This window comes from Pantoea sp. CTOTU50773, from assembly GCF_032082325.1.
Taxonomy (GTDB): Bacteria; Pseudomonadota; Gammaproteobacteria; order Enterobacterales; family Enterobacteriaceae; genus Pantoea; species Pantoea communis.
Map to the genome: position 1 here is coordinate 1 of NZ_DAMDQC010000069.1, position 22,532 is coordinate 22,532.

The 22,532-nt window shown below is 54.4% G+C and carries 20 protein-coding genes and 1 pseudogene; 11 read left to right on the plus strand and 10 right to left on the minus strand.

Going from position 1 to position 22,532, the window contains the following annotated elements:
• Nucleotides 1–119: 119 nt before the first annotated feature.
• Nucleotides 120–893, minus strand: a complete 774-nt coding sequence (locus tag RT340_RS12610) for an amidohydrolase (protein WP_097117560.1) — start codon at nucleotides 891–893, stop codon at nucleotides 120–122.
• Nucleotides 881–2,041, minus strand: a complete 1,161-nt coding sequence (locus RT340_RS12615; RefSeq protein ID WP_313376303.1) for a pyridoxal phosphate-dependent aminotransferase — start codon at nucleotides 2,039–2,041, stop codon at nucleotides 881–883. Before RT340_RS12615 ends, RT340_RS12610 begins: the two co-directional genes overlap by 13 nt.
• A gap of 130 nt (nucleotides 2,042–2,171) precedes the next feature.
• Between RT340_RS12615 and RT340_RS12620 the strand changes: the two genes are divergently transcribed.
• From RT340_RS12620 to RT340_RS12630, 3 genes are read left to right on the plus strand one after another with little or no spacing between them, the layout of a single operon-like run.
• A complete protein-coding gene (locus RT340_RS12620) occupies nucleotides 2,172–2,786 on the plus strand; it encodes a methylthioribulose 1-phosphate dehydratase (RefSeq protein WP_058961553.1) in 615 nt (204 codons plus the stop codon).
• Entirely contained in the window at nucleotides 2,783–3,466 is a 684-nt protein-coding gene (mtnC, locus tag RT340_RS12625; RefSeq protein WP_034825368.1) for an acireductone synthase, read from the plus strand. Before RT340_RS12620 ends, mtnC begins: the two co-directional genes overlap by 4 nt.
• A gap of 1 nt (nucleotide 3,467) precedes the next feature.
• The gene (locus RT340_RS12630; RefSeq protein WP_097117557.1) at nucleotides 3,468–4,010 is read left to right on the plus strand and encodes a 1,2-dihydroxy-3-keto-5-methylthiopentene dioxygenase; all 543 of its coding nucleotides are present in this window, start codon (nucleotides 3,468–3,470) and stop codon (nucleotides 4,008–4,010) included.
• Between the two features lie 168 nt (nucleotides 4,011–4,178).
• Here the strand turns inward: RT340_RS12630 and mtnA are convergent, their stop codons facing one another.
• The gene (mtnA, locus tag RT340_RS12635; protein ID WP_313376308.1) at nucleotides 4,179–5,198 is read right to left on the minus strand and encodes an S-methyl-5-thioribose-1-phosphate isomerase; all 1,020 of its coding nucleotides are present in this window, start codon (nucleotides 5,196–5,198) and stop codon (nucleotides 4,179–4,181) included.
• 105 nt (nucleotides 5,199–5,303) lie between these two features.
• On the opposite strand from mtnA, the gene mtnK reads away from it, so the two are divergent.
• Nucleotides 5,304–6,503 carry an S-methyl-5-thioribose kinase gene (mtnK, locus tag RT340_RS12640; protein WP_313376310.1) on the plus strand — a complete coding sequence of 400 codons (1,200 nt, stop codon included), beginning with the start codon at nucleotides 5,304–5,306 and terminating at the stop codon, nucleotides 6,501–6,503.
• Nucleotides 6,504–6,627: 124 nt separating this feature from the next.
• On the opposite strand, the gene fadE is transcribed toward mtnK, so the two are convergent.
• Nucleotides 6,628–9,072, minus strand: coding sequence for an acyl-CoA dehydrogenase FadE (gene fadE, locus RT340_RS12645; protein ID WP_097117554.1), 2,445 nt, complete (start codon nucleotides 9,070–9,072; stop codon nucleotides 6,628–6,630).
• A gap of 243 nt (nucleotides 9,073–9,315) precedes the next feature.
• Here fadE and lpcA point away from each other — a divergent pair, with 243 nt between their 5' ends.
• On the plus strand, nucleotides 9,316–9,894 hold the full coding sequence (gene lpcA, locus RT340_RS12650) for a D-sedoheptulose 7-phosphate isomerase (RefSeq protein WP_034825351.1): 579 nt from the start codon (nucleotides 9,316–9,318) through the stop codon (nucleotides 9,892–9,894).
• A gap of 49 nt (nucleotides 9,895–9,943) precedes the next feature.
• Nucleotides 9,944–10,711 carry a class II glutamine amidotransferase gene (locus RT340_RS12655; protein WP_058961548.1) on the plus strand — a complete coding sequence of 256 codons (768 nt, stop codon included), beginning with the start codon at nucleotides 9,944–9,946 and terminating at the stop codon, nucleotides 10,709–10,711.
• On the opposite strand, the gene dpaA is transcribed toward RT340_RS12655, so the two are convergent.
• Entirely contained in the window at nucleotides 10,682–11,425 is a 744-nt protein-coding gene (gene dpaA, locus RT340_RS12660; protein ID WP_058961547.1) for a peptidoglycan meso-diaminopimelic acid protein amidase, read from the minus strand. The genes RT340_RS12655 and dpaA overlap by 30 nt on opposite strands.
• 243 nt (nucleotides 11,426–11,668) lie before the next feature.
• On the opposite strand from dpaA, the gene dinB reads away from it, so the two are divergent.
• Complete coding sequence (gene dinB / locus RT340_RS12665; protein WP_038648775.1) at nucleotides 11,669–12,724, plus strand: DNA polymerase IV; 1,056 nt, start codon at nucleotides 11,669–11,671, stop codon at nucleotides 12,722–12,724.
• A 73-nt stretch (nucleotides 12,725–12,797) separates the two neighbouring features.
• On the opposite strand, the gene RT340_RS12670 is transcribed toward dinB, so the two are convergent.
• From RT340_RS12670 to pepD, 4 genes are all read right to left on the minus strand, one after another.
• A complete protein-coding gene (locus RT340_RS12670) occupies nucleotides 12,798–13,868 on the minus strand; it encodes a sugar ABC transporter substrate-binding protein (protein ID WP_283215932.1) in 1,071 nt (356 codons plus the stop codon).
• A gap of 27 nt (nucleotides 13,869–13,895) precedes the next feature.
• A complete protein-coding gene (locus RT340_RS12675; protein ID WP_160834030.1) occupies nucleotides 13,896–14,894 on the minus strand; it encodes an ABC transporter permease in 999 nt (332 codons plus the stop codon).
• Complete coding sequence (locus RT340_RS12680; protein ID WP_313376319.1) at nucleotides 14,891–16,396, minus strand: sugar ABC transporter ATP-binding protein; 1,506 nt, start codon at nucleotides 16,394–16,396, stop codon at nucleotides 14,891–14,893. Before RT340_RS12680 ends, RT340_RS12675 begins: the two co-directional genes overlap by 4 nt.
• 330 nt (nucleotides 16,397–16,726) lie before the next feature.
• Entirely contained in the window at nucleotides 16,727–18,187 is a 1,461-nt protein-coding gene (pepD, locus tag RT340_RS12685) for a beta-Ala-His dipeptidase (RefSeq protein WP_166933648.1), read from the minus strand.
• A gap of 254 nt (nucleotides 18,188–18,441) precedes the next feature.
• Between pepD and gpt the strand changes: the two genes are divergently transcribed.
• From gpt to crl, 3 genes are all read left to right on the plus strand, one after another.
• Entirely contained in the window at nucleotides 18,442–18,900 is a 459-nt protein-coding gene (gpt, locus tag RT340_RS12690) for a xanthine phosphoribosyltransferase (RefSeq protein ID WP_034825338.1), read from the plus strand.
• Nucleotides 18,901–19,021: 121 nt separating this feature from the next.
• Nucleotides 19,022–20,269, plus strand: a complete 1,248-nt coding sequence (gene frsA, locus RT340_RS12695; RefSeq protein ID WP_160867973.1) for an esterase FrsA — start codon at nucleotides 19,022–19,024, stop codon at nucleotides 20,267–20,269.
• 109 nt (nucleotides 20,270–20,378) lie between these two features.
• Nucleotides 20,379–20,780 carry a sigma factor-binding protein Crl gene (gene crl, locus RT340_RS12700; protein ID WP_313376323.1) on the plus strand — a complete coding sequence of 134 codons (402 nt, stop codon included), beginning with the start codon at nucleotides 20,379–20,381 and terminating at the stop codon, nucleotides 20,778–20,780.
• A 112-nt stretch (nucleotides 20,781–20,892) separates the two neighbouring features.
• Here crl and ompC read toward each other — a convergent pair whose 3' ends face one another.
• Nucleotides 20,893–22,011 (minus strand): porin OmpC, encoded by a 1,119-nt coding sequence (gene ompC / locus RT340_RS12705; protein ID WP_313376325.1) that lies wholly within the window; start codon nucleotides 22,009–22,011, stop codon nucleotides 20,893–20,895.
• Nucleotides 22,012–22,257: 246 nt separating this feature from the next.
• Here ompC and RT340_RS12710 point away from each other — a divergent pair.
• Nucleotides 22,258–22,532, plus strand: a pseudogene (locus RT340_RS12710) (glutamate 5-kinase); the annotation flags it as partial.

Below are 22,532 nucleotides of genomic sequence, written 5' to 3' on the forward strand. Positions count from 1 at the left end.
GATGCCAAACAGAAGTTCGTCAATGACTTCGTGGCAGCCTGGACCAAAGTGATGAATCTGGATCGCTTCGATCTGTAATCAACTTGCGATAAATAAAACCCCGGAAAACCGGGGTTTTTTTATGACTTCAATGTATAGCCATCGGCATCTCGCCACGCCGGGAAGCGTTCGCGATAGGCTTGCAGATCGTCCAGCGACAATTCCGCATCGAGACGGGCGCGGGCAAAAGGCTCGCCTGCGGCCAGAATCTCGCCCAATGGCGAAATAATCCGACTGTCCCCGCTGTACTGATGGCTGTTGCCATCGCTACCGACGCGGTTGCAACCGGCAATGTACGCCTGGTTTTCAATCGCACGCGCTAACAGCAGTGACTGCCAGTGCAGCGCACGTGGTGCTGGCCAGTTGGCAACGTACAGCGCCAGATCGTAATCATTGTGATTGCGAGAGAACACCGGGAAACGCAGGTCGTAGCAAATCTGTGGCAGAATACGCCAGCCGCGCCAGGTGAACACTTCTCGCGTATCACCCGCAACGTAATGCTGATGTTCATTGGCCATGCGGAACAGATGACGTTTGTCGTATTGGTGCACGGTGCCATTCGGTTCAACCAGCAGAAAACGGTTCACGGCGCCTTTTTCAGTCTGGATGGCTGCGCTGCCACCGACCAGCGCATTGCTGGTTTTCGCATGGCTGTGCAGCCATTCAATGACCTGTTGCTGCGGCAGCGAACTCTCTGCTGCTTCCATGGCAAAACCCGTGGTGAACATTTCGGGCAGCAGAATCAGATCGCGACCTTCAATGCCTTTCAATACGCCATCGAAGTGATGAAGGTTGGCTTCGCCGTCCATCCAGCTCAGGGTTTCCTGCAGAACGGTAATTTTTAAAGCTGACATAAGCGCTCCGCAGCGGCGATAAGTGTCGCGGGTTGTTTGGCAAAGCACAGGCGAATCAGCTTGTGCGGGAACGGATCGGCACAGAATACCGACAGCGGAATGGCTGCCACGCCGACTTCTTTGGTTAGCCATTGGCAGAAACTGACGTCATCCAGATCGGAAATGGCGCTGTAATCCAGCAGCACAAAGTAAGTGCCTTCGCACGGCAACACCTTGAAGCGGCTACCCGACAATGCATCAACCAGACAATCGCGGCGTTCGCGATAGAAGGCCGGCAGGTCACGATAGTGTTCCGGCTCCTGACGCAGCATATCGGCAATCGCCAGCTGCGCCGGGGTATTAACCGAAAACGTCAGATACTGGTGTACTTTACGGATTTCGGCGCTGATCGCTGCTGGTGCAACACAGTAGCCCACTTTCCATCCGGTCATATGGAAGGTTTTGCCAAACGAAGAGACGGCAACGGCACGCTGGCGTAACTCGGCATGCGCTAACACGCTGGCGTGGCCCTCTGCATCAAAACAGATGTGTTCGTAGACTTCATCGCTCAACACATAGATTTCCTGCTCAGCGATCGCCTGCCATAACTCGGCATGATCGCTTTTTCGCCACACGGTCGCAGAAGGGTTGTGCGGCGTATTCAGAATGACTAAACGGGTTTTCGCGCTCAGCAAGCTGCGGAATTCACTCCAGTCAACGCGGAATCCCGGTGGCTGCAATGCAATGCGTTTCAGCACGCCGCCGGCCAGTTGCACAGCAGGCGCGTAACTGTCGTAGCTGGGATCGAAGCAGATCACTTCATCGCCCGGACGCACCAGCGCCGTAATCGCGGCATACAGTGCCTCGGTCGCGCCCGCGGTCACGGTGATATCGTTGTTAACATCGGGCGTGTGACCGTAAAGCTCAGCCGTTTTATCGGCAATCGCTTCACGCAGGGGTAACACACCGATCATCGGCGCATATTGGTTTGCGCCCTGGCTCACATGATAGGCCAGACGATCCTGTAAATATTGCGGGCCGTCAAAATCCGGAAAACCCTGTGATAAATTGATGGCGTTGAACTGCGCGGCAAGGGCGCTCATTTGCGTGAAAATCGTGGTGCCGAGGGCGGGTAATTTGCTCTCGGGAGTCAGGTTGAGCTGCGTCATTATTTAGTGGCCTTAAGCGCGAATGTCGATGCGGAGAAACCCTGTGTTGCTGCCACTCTACACAGGATGCTAATATTTGGCAATCGAGACGCTTAGACGTCTAAAACAACTGCGGAGCCTCACCTTCACTATGACGGATTTTCTCCCACTGGAACATTTAGTGGCCGCCTGCCACTGGATTGGCGCAAAAGGCTGGGCACCCGCGACGGGCGGAAACATGTCGGTGCGCCAGGATGCCGAATATTGCCTGCTAAGCGCATCAGGTAAAGATAAAGGCAGTTTGACGCGTGATGACTTTATTCAGGTGGAGATCGCGACAAACAGTGTCCCTTCGGGACGTAAACCGTCGGCGGAAACCGGGCTGCATACCCTGATTTATCGCTTGTTCCCACAGGCCGGGGCTGTACTGCATACCCATACGGTGAATTCTACCGTACTGTCGCGTGTAGAGAAGGGCAGTGCGTTGCTGCTGAGCGGCTACGAGATGCAGAAAACCCTCACGGGTCAGGACACGCATCTCAATACCGTTGCGATTCCGCTGTTTGATAACGACCAGGATATTGAGGCACTGGCGCAGCGCATTGAAGCTTTTGCGGCGGACACGCCGTTGCGGTACGGCTTCCTGTTACGTGGTCATGGCTTAACCTGCTGGGGCAAAGACGTCAACGAAGCGCGCCGCCACCTGGAAGGGCTGGAATTCCTGTTTGAATGTGAACTGCAACGTCGACTGCTGGAGACCCAATGATTCGCGCGATTGTTACTGATATTGAAGGCACCACCAGTGATATTCAGTTTGTGCACAATGTCCTGTTTCCTTATGCACGTCAGCATCTGGCAGCCTTCGTGCGGGATAACCAAACGGATGAGAAGGTGGTTGCGGCGCTAAACGCAGTGCGTGAAGAGTCAGCGGCGCCACAAGCATCGCTGGATGACCTCATCGCCACGCTGATCGGTTTTATTGATGAAGATCGCAAATCGCCGGGGTTGAAAGCGCTGCAAGGGATGATCTGGCGTGCGGGTTATGTTGAAGGTCAGTTCACCGGCCACCTTTATCCCGATGTGCTGCCCGCCTTTGAACGCTGGCAGCAACAAGGGATTGCCCTGTATGTTTATTCCTCGGGATCGGTGCCTGCGCAGAAACTGTTATTTGGCTACAGCGATGAAGGTGATTTAACCTCGCTGTTTAGCGGCTATTTTGATACAGCGGTTGGCGCCAAGCGTGAAACCCAGTCGTATCACAACATCGCCGAACACATTGGCCTGGCACCCTCTTCGTTGCTGTTCCTGTCAGATATCCATCAGGAACTGGATGCCGCGGCACAAGCAGGCTGGCACACATTGCAGTTAATTCGTGGCGAGGCCGATAACGCCAGTCGCCATCACCAGGTAAACGATTTTTCGCAGATTAATCCGGAGTCGATTTAACATGAGTGCACTGACAATTTTTAGCGATACCGAGTCCAGCCAGCCACTGTGGCACAGTACCGATGCCGAGGCGATTCGCGAGCGCCTGAACGCCAAAAACGTTCGCTTTGAGCGTTGGGAAGCGGATCGCGATCTGGGTAACGACCCTGACGCTGAAACGGTGATCAAAGCGTATCAGCACGCGATCGATCGTCTGGTGGCAGAGAAAGGTTATCAGAGCTGGGATGTGCTGAGCATGCGTGCAGACAATCCTAACAAGCAGGCGTTGCGCGAGAAGTTCCTGAATGAACACACGCACAGCGAAGATGAAGTGCGTTTCTTCGTCGAAGGGTCTGGCCTGTTTTGCCTGCATATTGGCAATGAGGTTTACCAGATTTTGTGCGAGAAGAATGATCTGATTTCAGTCCCTGAAGGCACGGCACACTGGTTTGATATGGGTTCTGAGCCGCACTTTACCGCGATTCGTATTTTCGATAATCAGGAAGGCTGGATCGCCAACTTTACCGGCGACAAGATTGCGGATGCTTATCCTCGTCTGGCATAACGCGCTGTGTGCTTAAACCTGCATATGCATAAATGGAATCAGCCATTGAAAGGGCACTCTTCAGGGTGCATCTGACAACATAGGGCTCGTCATCATAATGTCGCCATTTATGGCGACTTTTTCATTTCTGGCGCACCGTAAGCACAGGATACGCCATCTGGCGCACCTTTAAGGCTGAAAAATCCCTTCCTTAACCTGCCCTGGCGTCACAACGCCGGTATCCAACACCCAACCGCTAATCAGTGCAGCTGGCGTAACATCAAACGCCGGGTTGTAGACCACCGCATTATCCGGTGCCCACTGCACACTACCAAAACTGCCGGATACGCCGGTGACTTCACTGGCGGCACGCTGCTCAATCGGGATAGCATCGCCGTTCGGGCATTGACGATCCAGCGTGGTGTGCGGCGCCGCCACATAGAACGGAATGCCGTGATAGTGCGCCAGTACCGCCAGGCTGTAGGTGCCGATTTTGTTCGCCACATCGCCGTTGGCGGCAATGCGATCCGCGCCGACCCAAATCGCATCGACCACGCCGCGCGCCATTAAACTTGCAGCCATCGAATCGGTGATCAGCTGGTAGGGAATGTGCAGCTCGCCCAGCTCCCACGCGGTTAAACGACCGCCCTGCAGCAGTGGTCGCGTCTCGTCCACCCAGACGCTTTTCACCAAACCTTGCTGATGGGCATGCGCAATCACGCCCAGTGCGGTACCCACGCCTGCGGTGGCGAGACCGCCGGTATTACAGTGCGTCAGGAGCTGGCTGCCGGGCTTGACCAGAGCGCTGCCGGCGCGGGCAATGTTGTCACACAGCTGCTTATCTTCTGCCACCAGGCGCAGCGCTTCGGCGCTTAGGGCGTTGACGTGATCGCTCTCCGCCAGCGCAATCTTCATACGATCCAGATTGTTCATCAGGTTGACGGCAGTCGGCCGTGACGCACGCAACACCTCCAGCGCTTCCGCCAATGCCGCGCGGGTGACACCTTGCTCGCCCAACAGCGCCAGCAGCAAGCTGGCTGAAAGGCCAATCAGCGGAGCGCCGCGCACGCGGAGCGCATGGATATGATCAACCAACTGCGTCACAGTGTGCGCAGGCAGCCAGTTTTGTTGTTGTGGCAGCGCTTGCTGGTCGAGGATCCACAGTTGATTATCGCGGACCTCAAGACTGGTGGTACGAAGTGTTTGCATGGTGTGAAATCCCTGTTGCGTTAATAGCGGCTATTGTGCCAACATGCGTGACGGATGTATAGACGTCCAAACGGCTTATTACTATCGAATGTCGAGGAACAGGCAATGTCGCAATACCGTACCTTCACCGCTGCTGATGCGGTGGAATATGCTAAAAAATTTGGCGGTGTGGACGATCCGTCAGCGCTGGTCAGCGCAGAAGAGATCGGCGATGGTAATCTCAACCTGGTGTTCAAGATTTTCGATAACCAGGGACAGAGCCGTGTGGTGGTGAAACAGGCACTGCCTTATGTGCGTTGCGTGGGTGAGTCCTGGCCGTTAACGTTGGATCGCGCGCGCCTCGAAGCGCAGACGCTGGTTGAGCACTATAAACATTGCCCAGAGCACACGGTTAACGTCACCCATTACGATGCCGAACTTGCGGTGATGGTGATGGAAGATCTCTCCAGCCATCGCATCTGGCGCGGCGAGCTGGTGCAAGGTGCTTACTACCCTGAAGCGGGTCGTCAGCTGGGCGAATATCTGGCGCAGACGTTGTTCCATACTTCTGATTTTTTCCTGCATCCTCACAAGAAAAAGGCCGAAGTCGCGCGTTTCATCAACCCGGAAATGTGCGAAATCACCGAAGACCTGTTCTTCAACGATCCCTTTATCGATCATGAGCGTAATAAATACCCGGCGGCACTGGAGCCGCTGGTGGTCAGCCTGCGCACTGACGATGCGCTGAAAATCGCGGTGGCCGGGCTGAAGCACCGCTTCTTTGCGGATGCCGAAGCGCTACTGCATGGCGATGTGCACAGCGGCTCAATCTTCGTGGCCGATGGTAGCCTGAAGGTGATTGACGCGGAGTTTGGCTATTTCGGTCCGATTGGCTTTGATGTCGGCAGCGCGATTGGCAATCTGCTGATTAACTACTGCTGCCTGCCGGGCCTGCTGGCCCCGCGTGAAGCGGCAGAAGGGCGCGAGCGTCGTCTGAGCGATGTGCATGAAGTCTGGACGCAGTTCTCCAGCCGCTTCCTCGAACTGGCACACGCCAACACTTCTGATGTGGCGCTGGCGTATCCGGGCTATGCGGAAGCCTTCCTGCGCAAAGTATGGAGCGACACCATTGGTTATTGCGGCACGGAACTGATTCGTCGCACCGTGGGCATGTCACACGTTGCCGATTTTAAACAGATTGCTGATGATACCATGCGGACAGAATGTATTCGCAGTTGCATCACGCTGGGCCGTACGTTGATTCTCGCGGCAGATCATATTGCGGATGTCGATGCGCTGATTGCGCGCATTCGTCAGGCGGGGTAAGTCAGGCTTCAATCTTATAAGTGCGCCATTCACTGCCCGCTTTGGCAGCGAAACCGTTGTATGTATGCGGGATAAGTTATGCCAGGCCCCATTAAAAAAGCCTCCGTCAGGAGGCTTTTTCGTTTTATGCCGCTTCACTGGCGCGCGTGGCGCCTTTATCCTGCGGCTTCGGTGAGGCCAGTGCCTCCGGCACAAACTCATCGACGTTGATGGCTTTGAGACGGCTGGCTTCAGCGCGCGTCAGTACTTTGGCTTCGCTCTCATCAATCCAGCCCTCTTTCAACGCACGCTGTGCCAGCGCATCCAGACGGGTAAACGACAGATGTTTTTTCTGCTGCTGGCAAAGACGTTCATGAATCACTTCCGCTGCCATCACATCCTGCAGCGCCTGCTCCAGTTGGCCTGCTGGATTGTGTTCGCTTGGCGTCAGGTACATGCCACGGCCCAGCCGCGTACGAGTGGCTGACGGCAGTTGCAACAGCTTCGCCAGCTTGTGGTCCAGTTTGTCAGACGGTGCCGGGCAGTGTTTGCCACCGGCGAAAATCACCATGCGCAGCGCGCCTGCCACCAGGCGATTAGGGAAGTTACGCAGCAGGTCATCCATCGCCACTTCAGCCTGATGCAGCGCATCCTGCACGCCCCAGTGCACCAGCGGCAGATCGGCTTCATTGCGGCCTTCGTCGTCAAAGCGTTTCAGGGTGGCAGAGGCGAGATACATCTGGCTCAGCACATCCCCCAGACGTGCTGAGATACGTTCACGACGTTTCAGGCTGCCGCCTAACACTGCCATCGACACATCTGACAGCAGTGCCAGGTTGGCGCTCAGGCGGTTGAGCTGCTGATAGTAGCGGCGGGTCACGTCGCGGGTTGGCGACGCGCTGGTGCGGCCTCCGGTTAAACCGAGCCACAGACTGCGCACTTTGTTGCTACCGACATGGCCAATATGGCTGAACAAGGCACGGTCAAAGGCCACCAGATCGTTTTTCGCCGCAGCGTTCATCTCTTCCAGCACCCATGGATGGCAGCGAATCGCGCCCTGGCCAAAGATGATCATGCTGCGCGTCAGGATATTGGCGCCCTCCACGGTAATCGCAATCGGTGCGCCCTGATAAGCTCGCGCCAGGAAGTTGTTGTCGCCCAGCATAATGCCTTTACCGCCGGCGATATCCATCGCATCGATAATGGCGCGCTGGCCGCGGTGGGTGCAGTGATATTTCACAATCGCCGACAGCACCGCCGGTTTTTCACCCAGCATAATGCCGCTAGTGATAAGCGTAGCCGCCGCATCCATCACGTAGGCGTTACCGGCAATGCGTGCCAGCGGTTCCTCGATGCCTTCCATTTTACCGATAGAGACTTTGAACTGACGACGGATATGCGCATAAGCACCGGTTGCCAGCGCAATGCTTTTCAGACTACCGGTCGAGTTGGAAGGCAAGGTGATGCCGCGACCGACTGACAGACATTCAACCAGCATACGCCAGCCCTGACCGGCCATCGACGGGCCACCAATGATGAAATCGATCGGCACGAAAATATCTTTACCGCGTGTTGGACCGTTCTGGAACGGCACGTTAAGCGGGAAGTGGCGATGGCCAATCTCTACGCCCGGCGTTTGCGTCGGGATCAGGGCGCAGGTAATGCCCAGCTCTTCAGTCTCACCCAGCAGATGATCGGGATCGGAGAGTTTAAAGGCCAGGCCAAGCACGGTAGCAATCGGTGCCAGCGTAATGTAACGCTTATTCCATGTCAGGCGCATGCCCAGCACTTGCTGGCCTTGCCATTCGCCCATGCACACCACGCCAGTATCCGGAATGGCACCCGCATCCGAACCCGCTTCCGGGCTGGTCAGCGCGAAGCACGGAATTTCATCGCCGCGTGCCAGACGTGGTAAATAGTGATCTTTCTGCTCATCGGTGCCGTAATGCTGCAACAGTTCGCCTGGGCCGAGTGAGTTAGGTACACCCACGGTGATCGCCAGGATACCGGAAACGCCCGCCAGTTTTTGCAAGACGCGCGCCTGAGCATAGGCGGAGAATTCGAGGCCGCCATACTCTTTCTTAATGATCATGGCGAAGAAGCGATGCTGCTTGAGATACGCCCACAGTTCCGGCGGAAGATCGGCCAGTTCGTGAGTGATCTGGAAATCATTCGCCATACGACAGGCTTCTTCGACCGGCCCCTCGAGGAAGGCTTGTTCCTCTTCCGTCAGGCGTGGCTGCGGATAGTTGTGCAGTTTCTGCCAGTCTGGCTTGCCACGAAACAGATCGCCTTCCCACCAGGTCGTACCGGCATCAATCGCTTCCTTTTCCGTACGCGACATCGGCGGCATCACTTTCTGGAAGCTGTGCAGCGCAGGTTTGGAGAACATACTGCGACGCATGGCCGGCAGATTGAAGGGCAGCAGGATAATTGCCAGTGGCAGCAGCAGCCACGGCGTCCACAGGCCTGCAGCAGCCAGCCCGGCGGTCCATAGCAACAGGATTACGCTGCTGAGCCGCAGCGATACTTGATGGTAAAAGAGGGCGCTAATGACAATCAGCGTCGCGACAATCGAGGCAAGCAACATAATGAACCGCTCCGTAAGTTGTAAGAGGTCTGACCTGTTATAAGGTAAGGTTTAGAGCAGTGGTCGCTTTTTAGCAATCTGTTTACATCGCAATTACAACAGAACTCACAAAATCGCACTCTCTGGACACCAACAGAGCAGGAATGGCAAAGCCTGGGCCTTTTTCCCCGATGCTGGCGCTTTGCGGCTTTGTCCCATTCCGTTAAACTTGCAGAGTAAATCTTTCCTCTAAAGGACATCCCTATGTATCAGGACATTATTCGCTCAGAACTTAATGAAGCAGCCGATACGCTTAATAAATTCCTGAGTGACGAAGCGAACATTCACGCGATTCAGCGCGCGGCAGTCTTGCTGGCAGACAGCTTCAAAGCAGGGGGCAAAGTGCTCTCCTGTGGCAACGGTGGTTCTCACTGTGATGCGATGCACTTTGCTGAAGAACTGACGGGGCGCTACCGTGAAAATCGTCCTGGCTACCCGGCGATTGCCATCTCTGATGTGAGCCACCTTTCCTGCGTCAGCAACGATTTTGGCTATGACCATGTGTTCTCGCGCTATATCGAAGCCGTAGGCCGTGAAGGCGATGTACTGCTGGGCCTGTCCACTTCAGGTAACTCGGCGAACATTATCAAAGCGGTCGAAGCGGCACGCGCCAAAGGGATGAAAGTGATTACCCTGACTGGTAAAGATGGCGGCAAAATGGCAGGCACAGCGGACATCGAAATTCGCGTACCGCATTTTGGCTACGCTGACCGCATTCAGGAAATTCACATTAAAGTGATTCATATCCTGATGCTGCTGATCGAAAAAGAGATGGTTAAGTAATGACGCGTCACTCCTGCTCACGCGGGAGTGCTGACTTAAGGCGGTTGCTATGTGCGAATTGCTCGGGATGAGCGCCAATGTCCCCACGGACATCTGTTTCAGTTTTACCGGTCTGGTGCAGCGTGGCGGCGGAACCGGGCCACATAAAGATGGCTGGGGCATCACTTTCTATGAAGGAAAAGGGTGCCGCACATTCAAAGATCCTCAGCCCAGCTTTAACTCACCGATCGCCCGTTTGGTGCAGGAATACCCGATCAAATCACATTCCGTGGTCGCTCATATCCGCCAGGCGAATCGTGGTGAAGTGTCGCTGGAAAACACCCATCCGTTTACCCGTGAGCTGTGGGGACGTAACTGGACCTACGCGCACAACGGGCAGCTGAAAGGCTACAAACAGTTGGAAACCGGGACTTTCCGCCCCGTTGGCGAAACGGACAGTGAGAAAGCGTTTTGCTGGATCCTGCATAAGCTGTCTGAGCGTTATCCGCGCACTCCGGGCAACTGGCCGGCGGTATTTCGCTACATTGCTGAGCTGGCGGCTGAGATGCGCGAGAAGGGCGTGTTTAACATGCTGCTGTCGGACGGTCGTTATCTGATGGCGTTCTGCTCGACCAATCTGTATTGGATCACTCGTCGTGCGCCTTTTGGCAAAGCCAAATTGCTCGATCAGGATGTAGAAATTGATTTTATGCAGCAAACAACACCGAAGGACGTTGTGACGGTGATTGCGACACAGCCGCTGACAGGAAATGAAACCTGGCACCGAATAGTGCCAGGCGAGTGGGCATTATTTTGCCTGGGTGAGCGCCAGGAATGACTTCGAGGCAGCATCCGGTGTAGAAATCACCGGCGTGCTGTTCACCGCATATTGACCCGTCGTCGTCACATTAACCGTTGGCGGTATGTGGTACTTCTCAAAGTACGCATAACCCGGCTGCAGTTCACGCCAGAAGTTGATGTACGTTGAGTAGCGATGACGCTGCATGTTGCTATCGGTCATATGGAACGGATAGATATTGATCTGTACATCCTGCTGACCGTTGCGCAGCGCAGCGTTGACGTAGGTAAAGATCTCGTCCATTGATGCGTTGGTCATGGCGTAGCAGCCAATTGAGACGCAATCACCGTGAATCATCAAATAGTTACCGTCATAGCCTTTATCACGATCGTATTGATTCGGGAAGCCGGTATTAATCGCGCGGTAGAAACGGCTGTCCGGTTTTAACTGGTTCAGCTTAACGTTATAAAACCCCTCCGGACTTTTAAAATCGCCCTGACGACGCTTAGGCCCTAATCCGCCAGAGAAATTACAAATGCGATAGCTGTCCAGCAGACGATATTCATTACCGATTTTGCCGTACAGTTCCAGCGTACGCTCTTCCTTGAAGATCTGAATAAAAACAGGAGTGCCAAGTAATTGTTTCTTTAACTCTTTGCTCACCGGTGCCGACAGTTGCGTTGGCTCTGGCGAAATGGCCCAGCTAAGGACTGGCATAAGAATCATCGCAAGCCACAATGCGATTCTGCCCATTCTGTGTGTACCTTGAAGTGAAGAGAGACGATGACGCTGAGCGTCTTGGTATTGCATTATCGGAAATATCCGCTACCGCAGCGCAACATTAACATTGTCTGAGGTTTAATCAAGACAGTCTCCGTGAAAATGGTGCAATCCTAAAGGGATTACGACCAGAATTTTGTAAACTTTAATTCATCGCTCAACAAATATTGCCGAAGTTTTTTACTGCTGTATACTTATCCAGTATTCGGAGGGCGTATGCGCAAAATCATTCATGTCGATATGGACTGCTTTTTCGCGGCCGTTGAAATGCGCGACGATCCTTCATTAACGGATATACCTATCGCCATTGGCGGCAGCCGGGTGCAGCGTGGTGTCATCAGCACCGCCAACTATCCCGCGCGTAAATATGGCGTGCGCAGCGCGATGCCGACGGCAATGGCGCTCAAGCTCTGCCCGCATCTGAAATTACTGCCTGGACGCTTCGATGCCTATAAAGAGGCGTCACGCCAGATACGCGATATTTTCGCACGCTACACCCCATTGATTGAGCCCTTATCACTGGATGAAGCGTATCTTGATGTCACCGATAGCGAGCATTGTCAGGGATCAGCGACGCTAATGGCGCAGGCGATACGTGCCGATATCCTGCGCGAAACCGGTTTAACCGCCTCGGCTGGCATTGCGCCGATCAAATTCCTCGCCAAGATCGCCTCCGATTTAAATAAGCCCAACGGGCAATACGTCATTACACCGCAAGTGATGCCGGATTTTTTACTGACGCTACCGTTGAGCAAAATTCCTGGCGTAGGAAAAGTGGCGACCAAAAAACTGGAAGAGATGGGACTGCGCACCTGCGCCGATGTGCAGAGAGCCGATCTCGCCTTGCTGCTGAAGAGATTTGGTAAATTCGGCCGCGTGCTCTGGGAGCGCAGCAACGGCATTGATGAACGCGATGTGGTGGTGGAGCGCGAACGCAAATCGCTCGGTGTCGAACGCACATTGATGGAGGACATCCACAACTGGGAGCAGTGTCTGGCAATCATTGATTACCTCTATGCTGAGCTGGATCGACGGCTGACAAATATCCGTCCCGACAAGCAAATCGCGCGTCAGGGCGTGAAGCTCAAATTTAATGATTTCCAGCAGACCACGCAGGAGCATGTCTGGCCGGTGTTGAACAAGGATGACATGATCGCAGTGGCGCGGCAGGCATGGGATGAAAGGCGTGCCGGGCGCGGCGTGCGGTTGGTGGGATTGCATGTAACGCTGGTGGATCCGCAATTGGAGCGGCAGCTAGTGTTGGGTTGGTAAAACCTTGAGTATGGCCTTGGCTATCATCCTGGCGGCTTGAAGCGCCGCCAGGATGCCCTATTCGCCCACTGAATTACTTCTTAGTGTACTTCGCTTCCAGCGTGGCAAACCACGGCGCAACAAAATCGTTGTTCACACCCCAGCCTGGAATAATCTTGTTCAGGGTTGCTACGTTAATCGCCCCTTGCTGGCTATTCAGCAACTGCTGCGAAATGGAAGACGCTTTAAACTCGTAGCTTGCCGGAGTGGCTTCACCCGCGATTTTATTGGCCACTAAGCGCATATTGACCGCACCGATGGTTTTTGGATCGACCGCGACCGTCTGCACCCATGGGCTGTTCTTCTCATGCATCAACTGCAAGTCCTGGTTGGACACGTCAATACTGTAGATTTTGATTTCAGTACGACCATTCTCTTGTAGCGCTTTATAAGCACCCTGACTGAACGCATCCCACGACGCCCAAATCGCATCTATTTTACCTTTAGGATATTTTGCCAGGATCGCACCCACTTTGTTGGCGGTGTCGCCCTGTACATCGGTAGAAACTGCGCCAATGGATTCCAGCTGATGAATGCCTGGATTCTCTTTCAGCAGTTTCTCATACACCACCTGGCGGCGTTCCTGCGGCGGGAAGCCTGCGACCCACAGTTTGATGATGTTGGCTTTACCATGGAAATCACTGATCAACTGACCCAGTGACGCCTGCGCCAGCGAGGCATCATCCTGCGCAGTGACGGTCACGCCATTGACCGGCGTATTTACCGGGGTATCAAAGACGGACAGTTTGATACCTGCATCGACAATGTGTTGCACCAGAGCGGTGGAGTAGGGTTCTTTGCCGTGAGAGAGAATGATGCCATCGTATTTCTGGCTGATCGCCTGATTAACAAAGTCCTGGAAACGCGCATCATCGCCGTTACTCAGGAAAGTACTGACTTTAAAGCCCAGTTGACGACCTTGCTGAATGGCACCGGCAATAAACTGCGTGGTGTTATCGTCAGACCCCAGGTTACGGATGATGGCGATGCGCACCGGACCTTCGTGATTCGCAATCGCTGCGGGAACCGGGGTAACGGTATCGGCAAAGGCAGCGCTGGCGTTCAGCAGGCTTAAGGCCAGCAGCGAAAGGGTAATTTTTTTCATTAGAATCTCTTTCTCAGTAAACGCGCCTTAGCGGCGCTGAATGTAGGTAATCGCCAGGGCCAGAGCCAGCACCAGGCCTTTGATAATGTCCATGGCGTAATACGGCACGGAGAGCATCACCAGCCCGTTCTGCAACACACCCAGAATCACCGCGCCCACCAGCGTACCGAGCGCGTTAGGTTTGCCGGAACCGGCCAGCGAGAAGCCGATCCATGCCGCGGCAACGGCATCCATCAAATATCCACTGCCGGCGTTCACCTGCGAGGAGCCAATACGCGATGCCAGCAGAATGCCGCCTAATCCGGCCAGCAGCGATGCGAGTACATAGGCCAAAACGCGGTAGCGCGTGGTGCGAATACCGGAAAGGCGTGCGGCTTCTGGATTGCCACCCAGCGCGTACATGCGACGGCCATGCTTGGTCAATGACAGTGCCAGTTGTGCCACAATCGTCACTACCAGCATGATGATCACAATGGTCGGCACCTGACCCAACAGACCGAACGCTGCGGGGATAGTGCCCTCCGCCATATCGCCGCTTGGCATCACCATATTCTCGGTAATCGAACCGCCGAAGCTGTAAGTCATCGCCACGCCCTGAATGACAAACAGGGTGGCCAGTGTAGCCAGCATGTCGGGAATGCGCAGAATCACGATCAGGAAGCTGTTTAGCAGCCCCACCAGAGTGCACAGCAGCAGCGTGATGATAATGGCTTCGGTGGTGCCAAAGCCGTGCCAGACAAACAGCGAAATCACCAGCGCATTGGCCAGTGAGGCGGTTGAGCCTACCGACAAATCGAAGCCGCCGATGGTCAGCGAAATCGACACACCAATCGCAATTACCGTGACGATAGCAATCGAACGCAGGATGTTGATGATGTTGGTGGGCTCGAGGAAGCTGTCCGATGCCAGACCAAACCCAGTGATCAGAATCACCACGGTCAGCAACATGCCCCATTTATAGAGAAAATCGAATAGTTTATGACGCAGAGAAACCTGCGGGTTCAGGGATAGTTCTTTGCTGCTCACGCAGGGGTTCCTCCGGTGGAATAAAGCAATAGCATCTCTTCTGTGGCCTGACGACCTTCCATCTCTGCCACAATGCGCCCATCCCAGAGCACACAAATACGGTCACATAAGCCGACCAGTTCGGAAAACTCGCCCGAAGCGTAGATGATGCCTTTGCCTTCACGTGCCAGGCCGTCAATCAGGCTGAACAGATCGGTTTTGGCTTTGATATCGACACCTTTGGTTGGCTCATCAAAGATCAGCACGTCAGCGTTGTTGCGCAGCCATTTCCCAATTGCCACTTTTTGCTGGTTACCGCCTGACAGACGACGCAGAATCTGCGCCGGGCCGGTGGTGCGCACGTTGAGGCGTTGAATCACCTCTTCGGCCCAGCGCCATGCCTGACGATGGCCGAACAGGCTCCAGCGCGAAAAGCTGTTATCGGCGCTGACGCTGAGGTTCATGCTCACCGGTTCATCGATGAAAATACCCTCTTTACGACGCTCTTCCGGCACCAGCGCCATACGGTTTTCCACCGAATCATGTGGAGAACGCGGTCGCCACGGTTTGCCGTGTAGCTCGCCTTTTTCCACACGACTTTTATTTGCACCAAACAGCGCCTTACACAGCTCGGTTTTCCCCGCGCCCGCCAGGCCGGCGATGCCGAGAATTTCGCCTTTGCGCAGATGCAGTGAAATGTCCGCCAGCAGTTGATCATCGTGCAGACCTTCCACCGAGAGCAGCAGCGGTTGCTCACTCTGTTCACGGCGAGGTGGATAGACATCGGTCAACTGGTGCCCCAGCATTTTCTCAACAATCTGCTCGCCACTCAGTGCCGCCATCGGGCTGCTTTCAATCAAGCGGCCATCACGCAACACGGTTAAGCGATCGCAGATGGCTTTTAGTTCGTGAATGCGGTGGGAGATAAACACCACGCCAATGCCGTTGCTTTGTAAACGACGCACCACGGTAAACAGACGCTCGCTTTCATGCTGATCCAGCGGCGCAGTCGGTTCATCCAGAATGAGAAAACGGCAGTGATGGGAGAGGGCGCGCGCCAGCAGGATTTGTTGTTTCTCCGTCAGCGAGCAGCGTTCCACCAGACGATTAACATCGATGTTCACTTCCAGCTGATTGAGCAGGGCACGCGCCTGACGGCGGATCTCGCGCCAGCTATAGACATGGCCGGGTTCTGCCAATTGATCGAGCAGGATGTTTTCCGCCACGCTCAACTGCGGTACCAGCGCCACATCCACTTCCTGCTGCACCAAATGAATACCGAGTTTTTTGGCATCGCGCGGGGTGCGAATCGAGACCGGCTGGTCATCCAGCAGAATTTCACCGCTGTAATGATTATGCGCGCCGGATAGCACCGCCATCAGGGTGGATTTTCCTGCGCCATTGGCCCCGGTCAACGCATGCACCGATCCGCCCTCGGTCAGAAAATCGACCTGGGTCAGTGCGGCAAAACCGCCAAAAGCGATGGAGATATTACGCATCTCCAGGCGGTTAATCGCACTCATTGGGCAGGCCTTTCATTAAGAGAGTGGGTGGCATTTTTTCTGAACCCATAACGCTGGACAACAAACGAAAGCGCATAAGCTAGCACGAAATCTTATTAGCCATCCAGACATCTGGGCGTAACGGCGTCTAAAACTAGAGAGGGAGTGTGGAGTGGTAGAATGCTGGGGTAATAAGCAGGATTTATAGTGAAATATGCTGCATGTTACTGTCGGTCTCAAAATGGATTCCGGCAAATATTGCGACCTTATTAGCAAGAGAATCCTTAACCTCAGGATTGCAGGCATAAAAAAACCAGGCCTTAGCCTGGTTCCTTACAGCATCGCAAAGACTTACGCCTTCTCTGGCACCACGTTCAGCAGCGCAGTCAGCAGTTTCCAGTACAGACCGACGCTCTCAATGTGCACCTGCTCATCCGGTGAGTGTGGACCGGTAATGGTTGGCCCAATCGACACCATATCCATGTTCGGATACGGCTTCTTGAACAGACCACACTCCAGACCCGCGTGAATCACCTGAATGTTTGGCGTTTTGCCAAACAGGGCTTCATAGGTTTTACGCGTCAGCGCCATCACCGGTGAATCAGCATCAGGCTGCCAGCCAGGATAACCGCCTTTTGGTGCGGTTTTCGCGCCAGCCAACTGGCCCAGTGAAGTCAGGGTTTCCACCACCCAATCTTTGCCGGTGTCGATCAGTGAACGAATCAGGCAGATGATTTCGGCATTGTCCTGATCCATGGTCACCACACCGACGTTCAGCGAGGTTTCCACCACGCCTTTGGCCACGTCAGAGTTGCGAATCACACCGTTCGGGGTGCTGTTCAGCAGGTTGATGAAGCGATCGCGGCTGTCGGTGGTCAGCGCCTGGCCCTGATGTGCCAGCGGCTCGGTGGTTAACGCAATGTTCTTCTCTTTAATGCCCAGCTCGTTCAGCAGCGTGGCCTGGAAATGAGCCGCAGCCGATTTGAGTGCATCCACTTTATGGCTGTCGATTGCCAGCGTGGCAAAAGCTTCGCGCGGAATCGCATTACGCAGCGTGCCGCCAGTGAACTCAATCAGACGCACATCCAGTTCCTGCGCGTAGACCGCAAAGAAACGCGCCAGCAGCTTGTTGGCGTTGCCCAGACCATGATGAATATCGGCACCGGAGTGGCCGCCTTTCAGGCCTTTCAGCGTTAGCTTCAGGGTTTCAAAGCCCGCAGGTACGGCTTCACGGTTTAATGGCAGGGTGGTGATGAAATCAATACCCCCCGCGCAACCCATGTAGATCTCACCCTCTTCTTCAGAGTCGGTGTTGATCAGGATATCGGCTTGTAGCCAGTTTGGCTGAAGACCAAACGCGCCATCCATGCCCGATTCTTCGGTCATGGTCAGCAGCACTTCCAGTGGGCCGTGGGTCAGGCTGTTATCAGCCAGCACCGCCAGCGCAGAAGCCATGCCAATACCGTTGTCGGCACCCAGCGTGGTGCCACGCGCTTTAACCCACTCGCCATCAACATAAGGTTGAATCGGGTCTTTAGTGAAGTCGTGCACCGTATCGTTGTTCTTCTGCGGCACCATATCGAGGTGCGCCTGCAGCGCGACAGGGGTACGTTTTTCCATGCCCGCAGTGGCCGGTTTACGAATCAGGATATTGCCGACCTGATCGCGCTCAACCCAAAAGCCTTGCTCTTTGGCCCAGTTGACCACGTGTTCGGCCAGCGCTTCTTCATGATAAGAAGGGTGTGGAATGGAGCAGATTTTAGCGAAAATATCCCACAGCGGTTGGGGGGAAAGTTGCGACAATTCAGACACAATGCATCTCCTGTGTCAGCGCGGCGGACATACCGCTCGCACGCCGGGTTCCAGTGAAAGATCGCCGTCAGCACATCTGACGTGATGTGGCTGAGAATATCACTGTTTTTCACCGGGTGCGTACTCAGGCGCGCTAAAATCCTGCATCCAATGCGACAGATGCTGGTTTTTAACGCGTCAGATCCTTATAATCTCGCGCAACCTTTTCCCCCTTGCCTATTTTTAAACCAACATTGTTGGTCGGGATTTCTTTTATGAGCGAAAAATACGTCGTCACCTGGGACATGTTGCAGATCCATGCCCGCAAACTGGCCCAGCGCCTGCTTCCTGTGGAACAGTGGAAAGGTATCATTGCGGTCAGCCGCGGTGGTCTGGTTCCGGCATCGCTGCTGGCGCGTGAATTGGGTATTCGCTATGTCGATACCGTCTGCATCTCAAGCTATGACCACGATCATCAGCGCGAAATGAAAGTGCTGAAGCGTGCGGAAGGCGACGGTGAAGGTTTCATCGTGATTGATGACCTGGTGGATACCGGTGGCACCGCGCAAGCGATCCGCGATATGTATCCAAAAGCGCGTTTCTGCACCATCTTCGCTAAGCCAGCTGGTCGTTCGCTGGTGGACGACTACATTGTTGATATTCCGCAGAACACCTGGATCGAACAGCCCTGGGACATGGGCGTGGTTTACATCCCGCCAATCGTCAAAAGCTGATTGATGCAACGCAAACAACGCCCGGTTATGCCGGGCGTTGTGCATTCTACGCCTCGCACCTAACATGTGGGTGCAGTACACTTTTAGGCATCTATGCGACTATCGCGGGAGAACGTCTAAGATGTCGGATAAAAACCTCAGCGAAGAGCTTTTTAAGCCCCGCTTTAAACACCCGGAAACCTCCTCTCTGGTGCATCGTCAGCACCATCATCCGGTTCAGGTGCACAACACCCTCGAAGGGGATACCCAACCTTGCTGGTATCGCATGCTCAACAAGCTGCTGTGGACGTGGCGCGGCCTGTCTCCGCAGGAGATCAGCGAAGTGCTGGCGCGCATCGCTATCAGTGAGTATGAGCACACTGATGACACCCAACTCGACACCGTGATTGGTTATCGCGGCGGGAACTGGAACTATGAGTGGTCGAAGCAGGCCGCCTTATGGCAACAGCGCGCGATGGAGAATGAAGATCACGAGGAAGCCGGGCATCAGTGGATGCGCGCATCTAATCTCTACAGTATTGCCGCCTATCCCTATATCAAAGGCGATGATCTGGCCGATCAGGCACAGGTGCTGGCAAACCGGGCATACGAAGAGGCCACGCAGCGTCTGCCTGGTGAGCTGAAAGCGCTGACCTTCCAGATCAGCGGTGGCAGCCCGGTCACCGGTTTCCTGCATATGCCTGCTGAGGCCAAAGCCCCATACCCAACGGTGCTGCTGTGCGGTGGCCTGGATTCGCTGCAGAGCGATCATTATCGCCTGTTCCACGATTATCTGGCCCCGCGTGGCATCGCCATGTTGACGCTGGATATGCCCTCTGTGGGCTTCAGCAGCAAATGGAAGCTGAACCAGGACACCAGCCAGCTTCACCAGCAGGTGCTGCGTGAGCTGAGCAATGTGCCGTGGATTGATCACACGCGCGTTGCGCTGTTTGGCTATCGCTTTGGCGCCAATGTCGCCACCCGACTGGCTTATCTGGAAGTCCCGCGTCTGCGTGCGGTCGCGACGCTCGGCGCGATGGTGCACAACGTATTTGTCGATGAGCAACGCCAGCAGCAACTACCGGACATGTACATGGACATGTTGGCCAGTCGTCTGGGGATGCCTTCCGCGTCAGACAGTAACCTGCGCATTGAGCTCAATCGTTACTCGCTGAAGGTGCAGGGCCTGCTGGGGCGCCGCACGCCCACGCCGATGCTGGCGGCTTACTGGCCGGGTGATTTGTTTAGTCCGGAAGAAGAGGCGCAGCTGATTGCCAATTCCTCCGCACAGGGCAAAGTGTTGGCTATTCCCGCCACGCCGGTGTTCTCGAGTTTTGAGAAGGCGTTAAATCAAATTTGCGACTGGCTGGCAAAACAATTGGGTGTATGACTGGCAAAAAACCAACGTTCTGCTACTACTTATATCCGGGATATTTTGCGTTGCGCGCGTGATTCGCGTAATGAGAAACAATTTTACGGTTATTTGAGGGAGAATTAGCATGACGTTACCGAGTGGTCATCCCCGTAGTCGCCTGCTGAAGCGCTTCACCGAATTGGGGCCGTACATCCGTGAAGGAAAATGTGAAGAGCAGCGTTTCTTCTTCGATTGCCTGGCAGCGTGTGTCAACGTCAAACCTGCACCTGAACTCCGCGAGTTCTGGGGCTGGTGGATGACGCTGGAAGCGCACGAAGACCATTTCACCTATGAATACCACTTTGGTTTGTTTGATAAAGAGGGTGATTGGGGTGTGGCAACCATTAAAGGCAAAGAGAACAACGAGAAAGTGGAGAGTACGCTGCGTAATTTCCATGAGCGTCTAAAAGTGGTGTTGAAGGATCTTAAATTGGATCTTAAACCTGCATCGGGTTTTAAAGAAGAGCCGGTGAAGCTCAGCGCTTAATCACGCCATCGTCGGACTCGGCTTTTAAGCCCGCTAAACAGACAAAAAGAAGAAAGAGCCGGTGATGAGCCGGCTCTTTTTTTATAGACACATTGAGGGTAAATCAGACGACTTAGAACTGGTAAGTCAGACCAACAGCAACGATGTCGTCGTTGTTCAGTGACAGACGGTTGTCGTCGTTCAGCTGGTTGATTTTGTAATCAACGTAGGTAGACATGTTCTTGTTGAAGTAGTAAGTCGCGCCAACGTCGATGTATTTAACCAGGTCCGCATCGCCGATACCTTCGATGTCTTTACCTTTGGTCTGCACATAGCCGATAGACGGACGCAGGCCGAAGTCGAACTGGTACTGTGCAACCAATTCAATGTTCTGCGCTTTGTTCGCTGCACCTGACACGGAAGCACCGGTCACTGAGTTGGTGCCGCTGATTGGGGTCATGTTGCGGGTTTCGGTGTAGATTGCGGCCAGGTAAACGCTGTTAGCGTCATACTTGATGCCCGCGCCCCATGAATCCGCTTTGTCACCAGAACCGTAAGCACGCGCTTGCTGCTGATTAGTACGGTCAGAAGAGGTGATAGCAGACATCAGGCTGATGCCGGTGCTGCCGATGGTGTAGCCCAGTGACGCACCGTAACCGTCGCCGTTCTGGCGAGAGGTATCAGTGGCGCTACCACGTGCGTTAGCGCTGGTAGAGTCGTTTTTACCCTGGTATTGCAGCGCGAAGCGCAGGCCATCAACCAGACCGAAGAAGTTGCTGTTACGATAAGTCGCAACACCCGTCGCACGCGCAGTCATGAAGTTATCAGTACGCGCAGTACCGTCACCACCGAATTCTGGGAATACGTCAGTCCATGCCTCAACGTCGTACAGCACGCCGTAGTTACGACCGTAGTCGAATGAACCGTACTGACCGAATTTCAGACCCGCAAAGCCCAGACGGGTTTTGTTACCTGAGTTAGCGTCAGAACCTTCAGAGTTGTTAACGTTGTACTGGTATTCCCACTGGCCGTAGCCGGTCATCAGATCGTTGATCTGGGTCTGACCCTTGAAGCCGATACGAACGTAAGATTTGTCACCATCGTTTGAAGCGGCATCACTAAAATAATGCTCAGCTTTAACGCGGCCGTAGAAGTCCAGTTTGTTACCGTCTTTATTATAAACTTCTGCGGCGTGTGCGGTGGAAGCCAGTGCCAGCGCTGATACGACTAATGCCAGTGTGCTCTTCTTCATTTGCTATCAATCCCAATGAGTAAAATTTGTTGTACCCTTGAAAGGGTTTGTAAAACAGGGGACTTTTTACCGACTGGTGATGAAAGTTTTATGACAGTTTTTCTGATTTCTTGTTAATCGCGAACTTTTGGTCTACTGCATTGTCAGGGGATTTTTGTGCTTTTCCCCTTGCTGTTATTGGCTTCCTCGCTCACTCCTGATAAAACGTCCCTTCGCAGAATTTTTTTCTTATATGGCAGGAAAAACATGAGTGGCAGTCAGACCCTTGTGGTCAAATTGGGTACCAGCGTCCTCACCGGCGGTTCGCGTCGGCTGAATCGTGCGCACATGGTGGAGTTGGTTCGTCAGTGTGCACAACTGCACGCGGCGGGTCATCGTATCGTTATCGTCACATCAGGCGCGATTGCCGCCGGACGCGAACACCTGGGTTACCCCGAACTGCCACCTACCATCGCCTCAAAGCAGCTGCTGGCTGCGGTGGGGCAGAGCCGTTTGATTCAGCTGTGGGAGCAGCTGTTCTC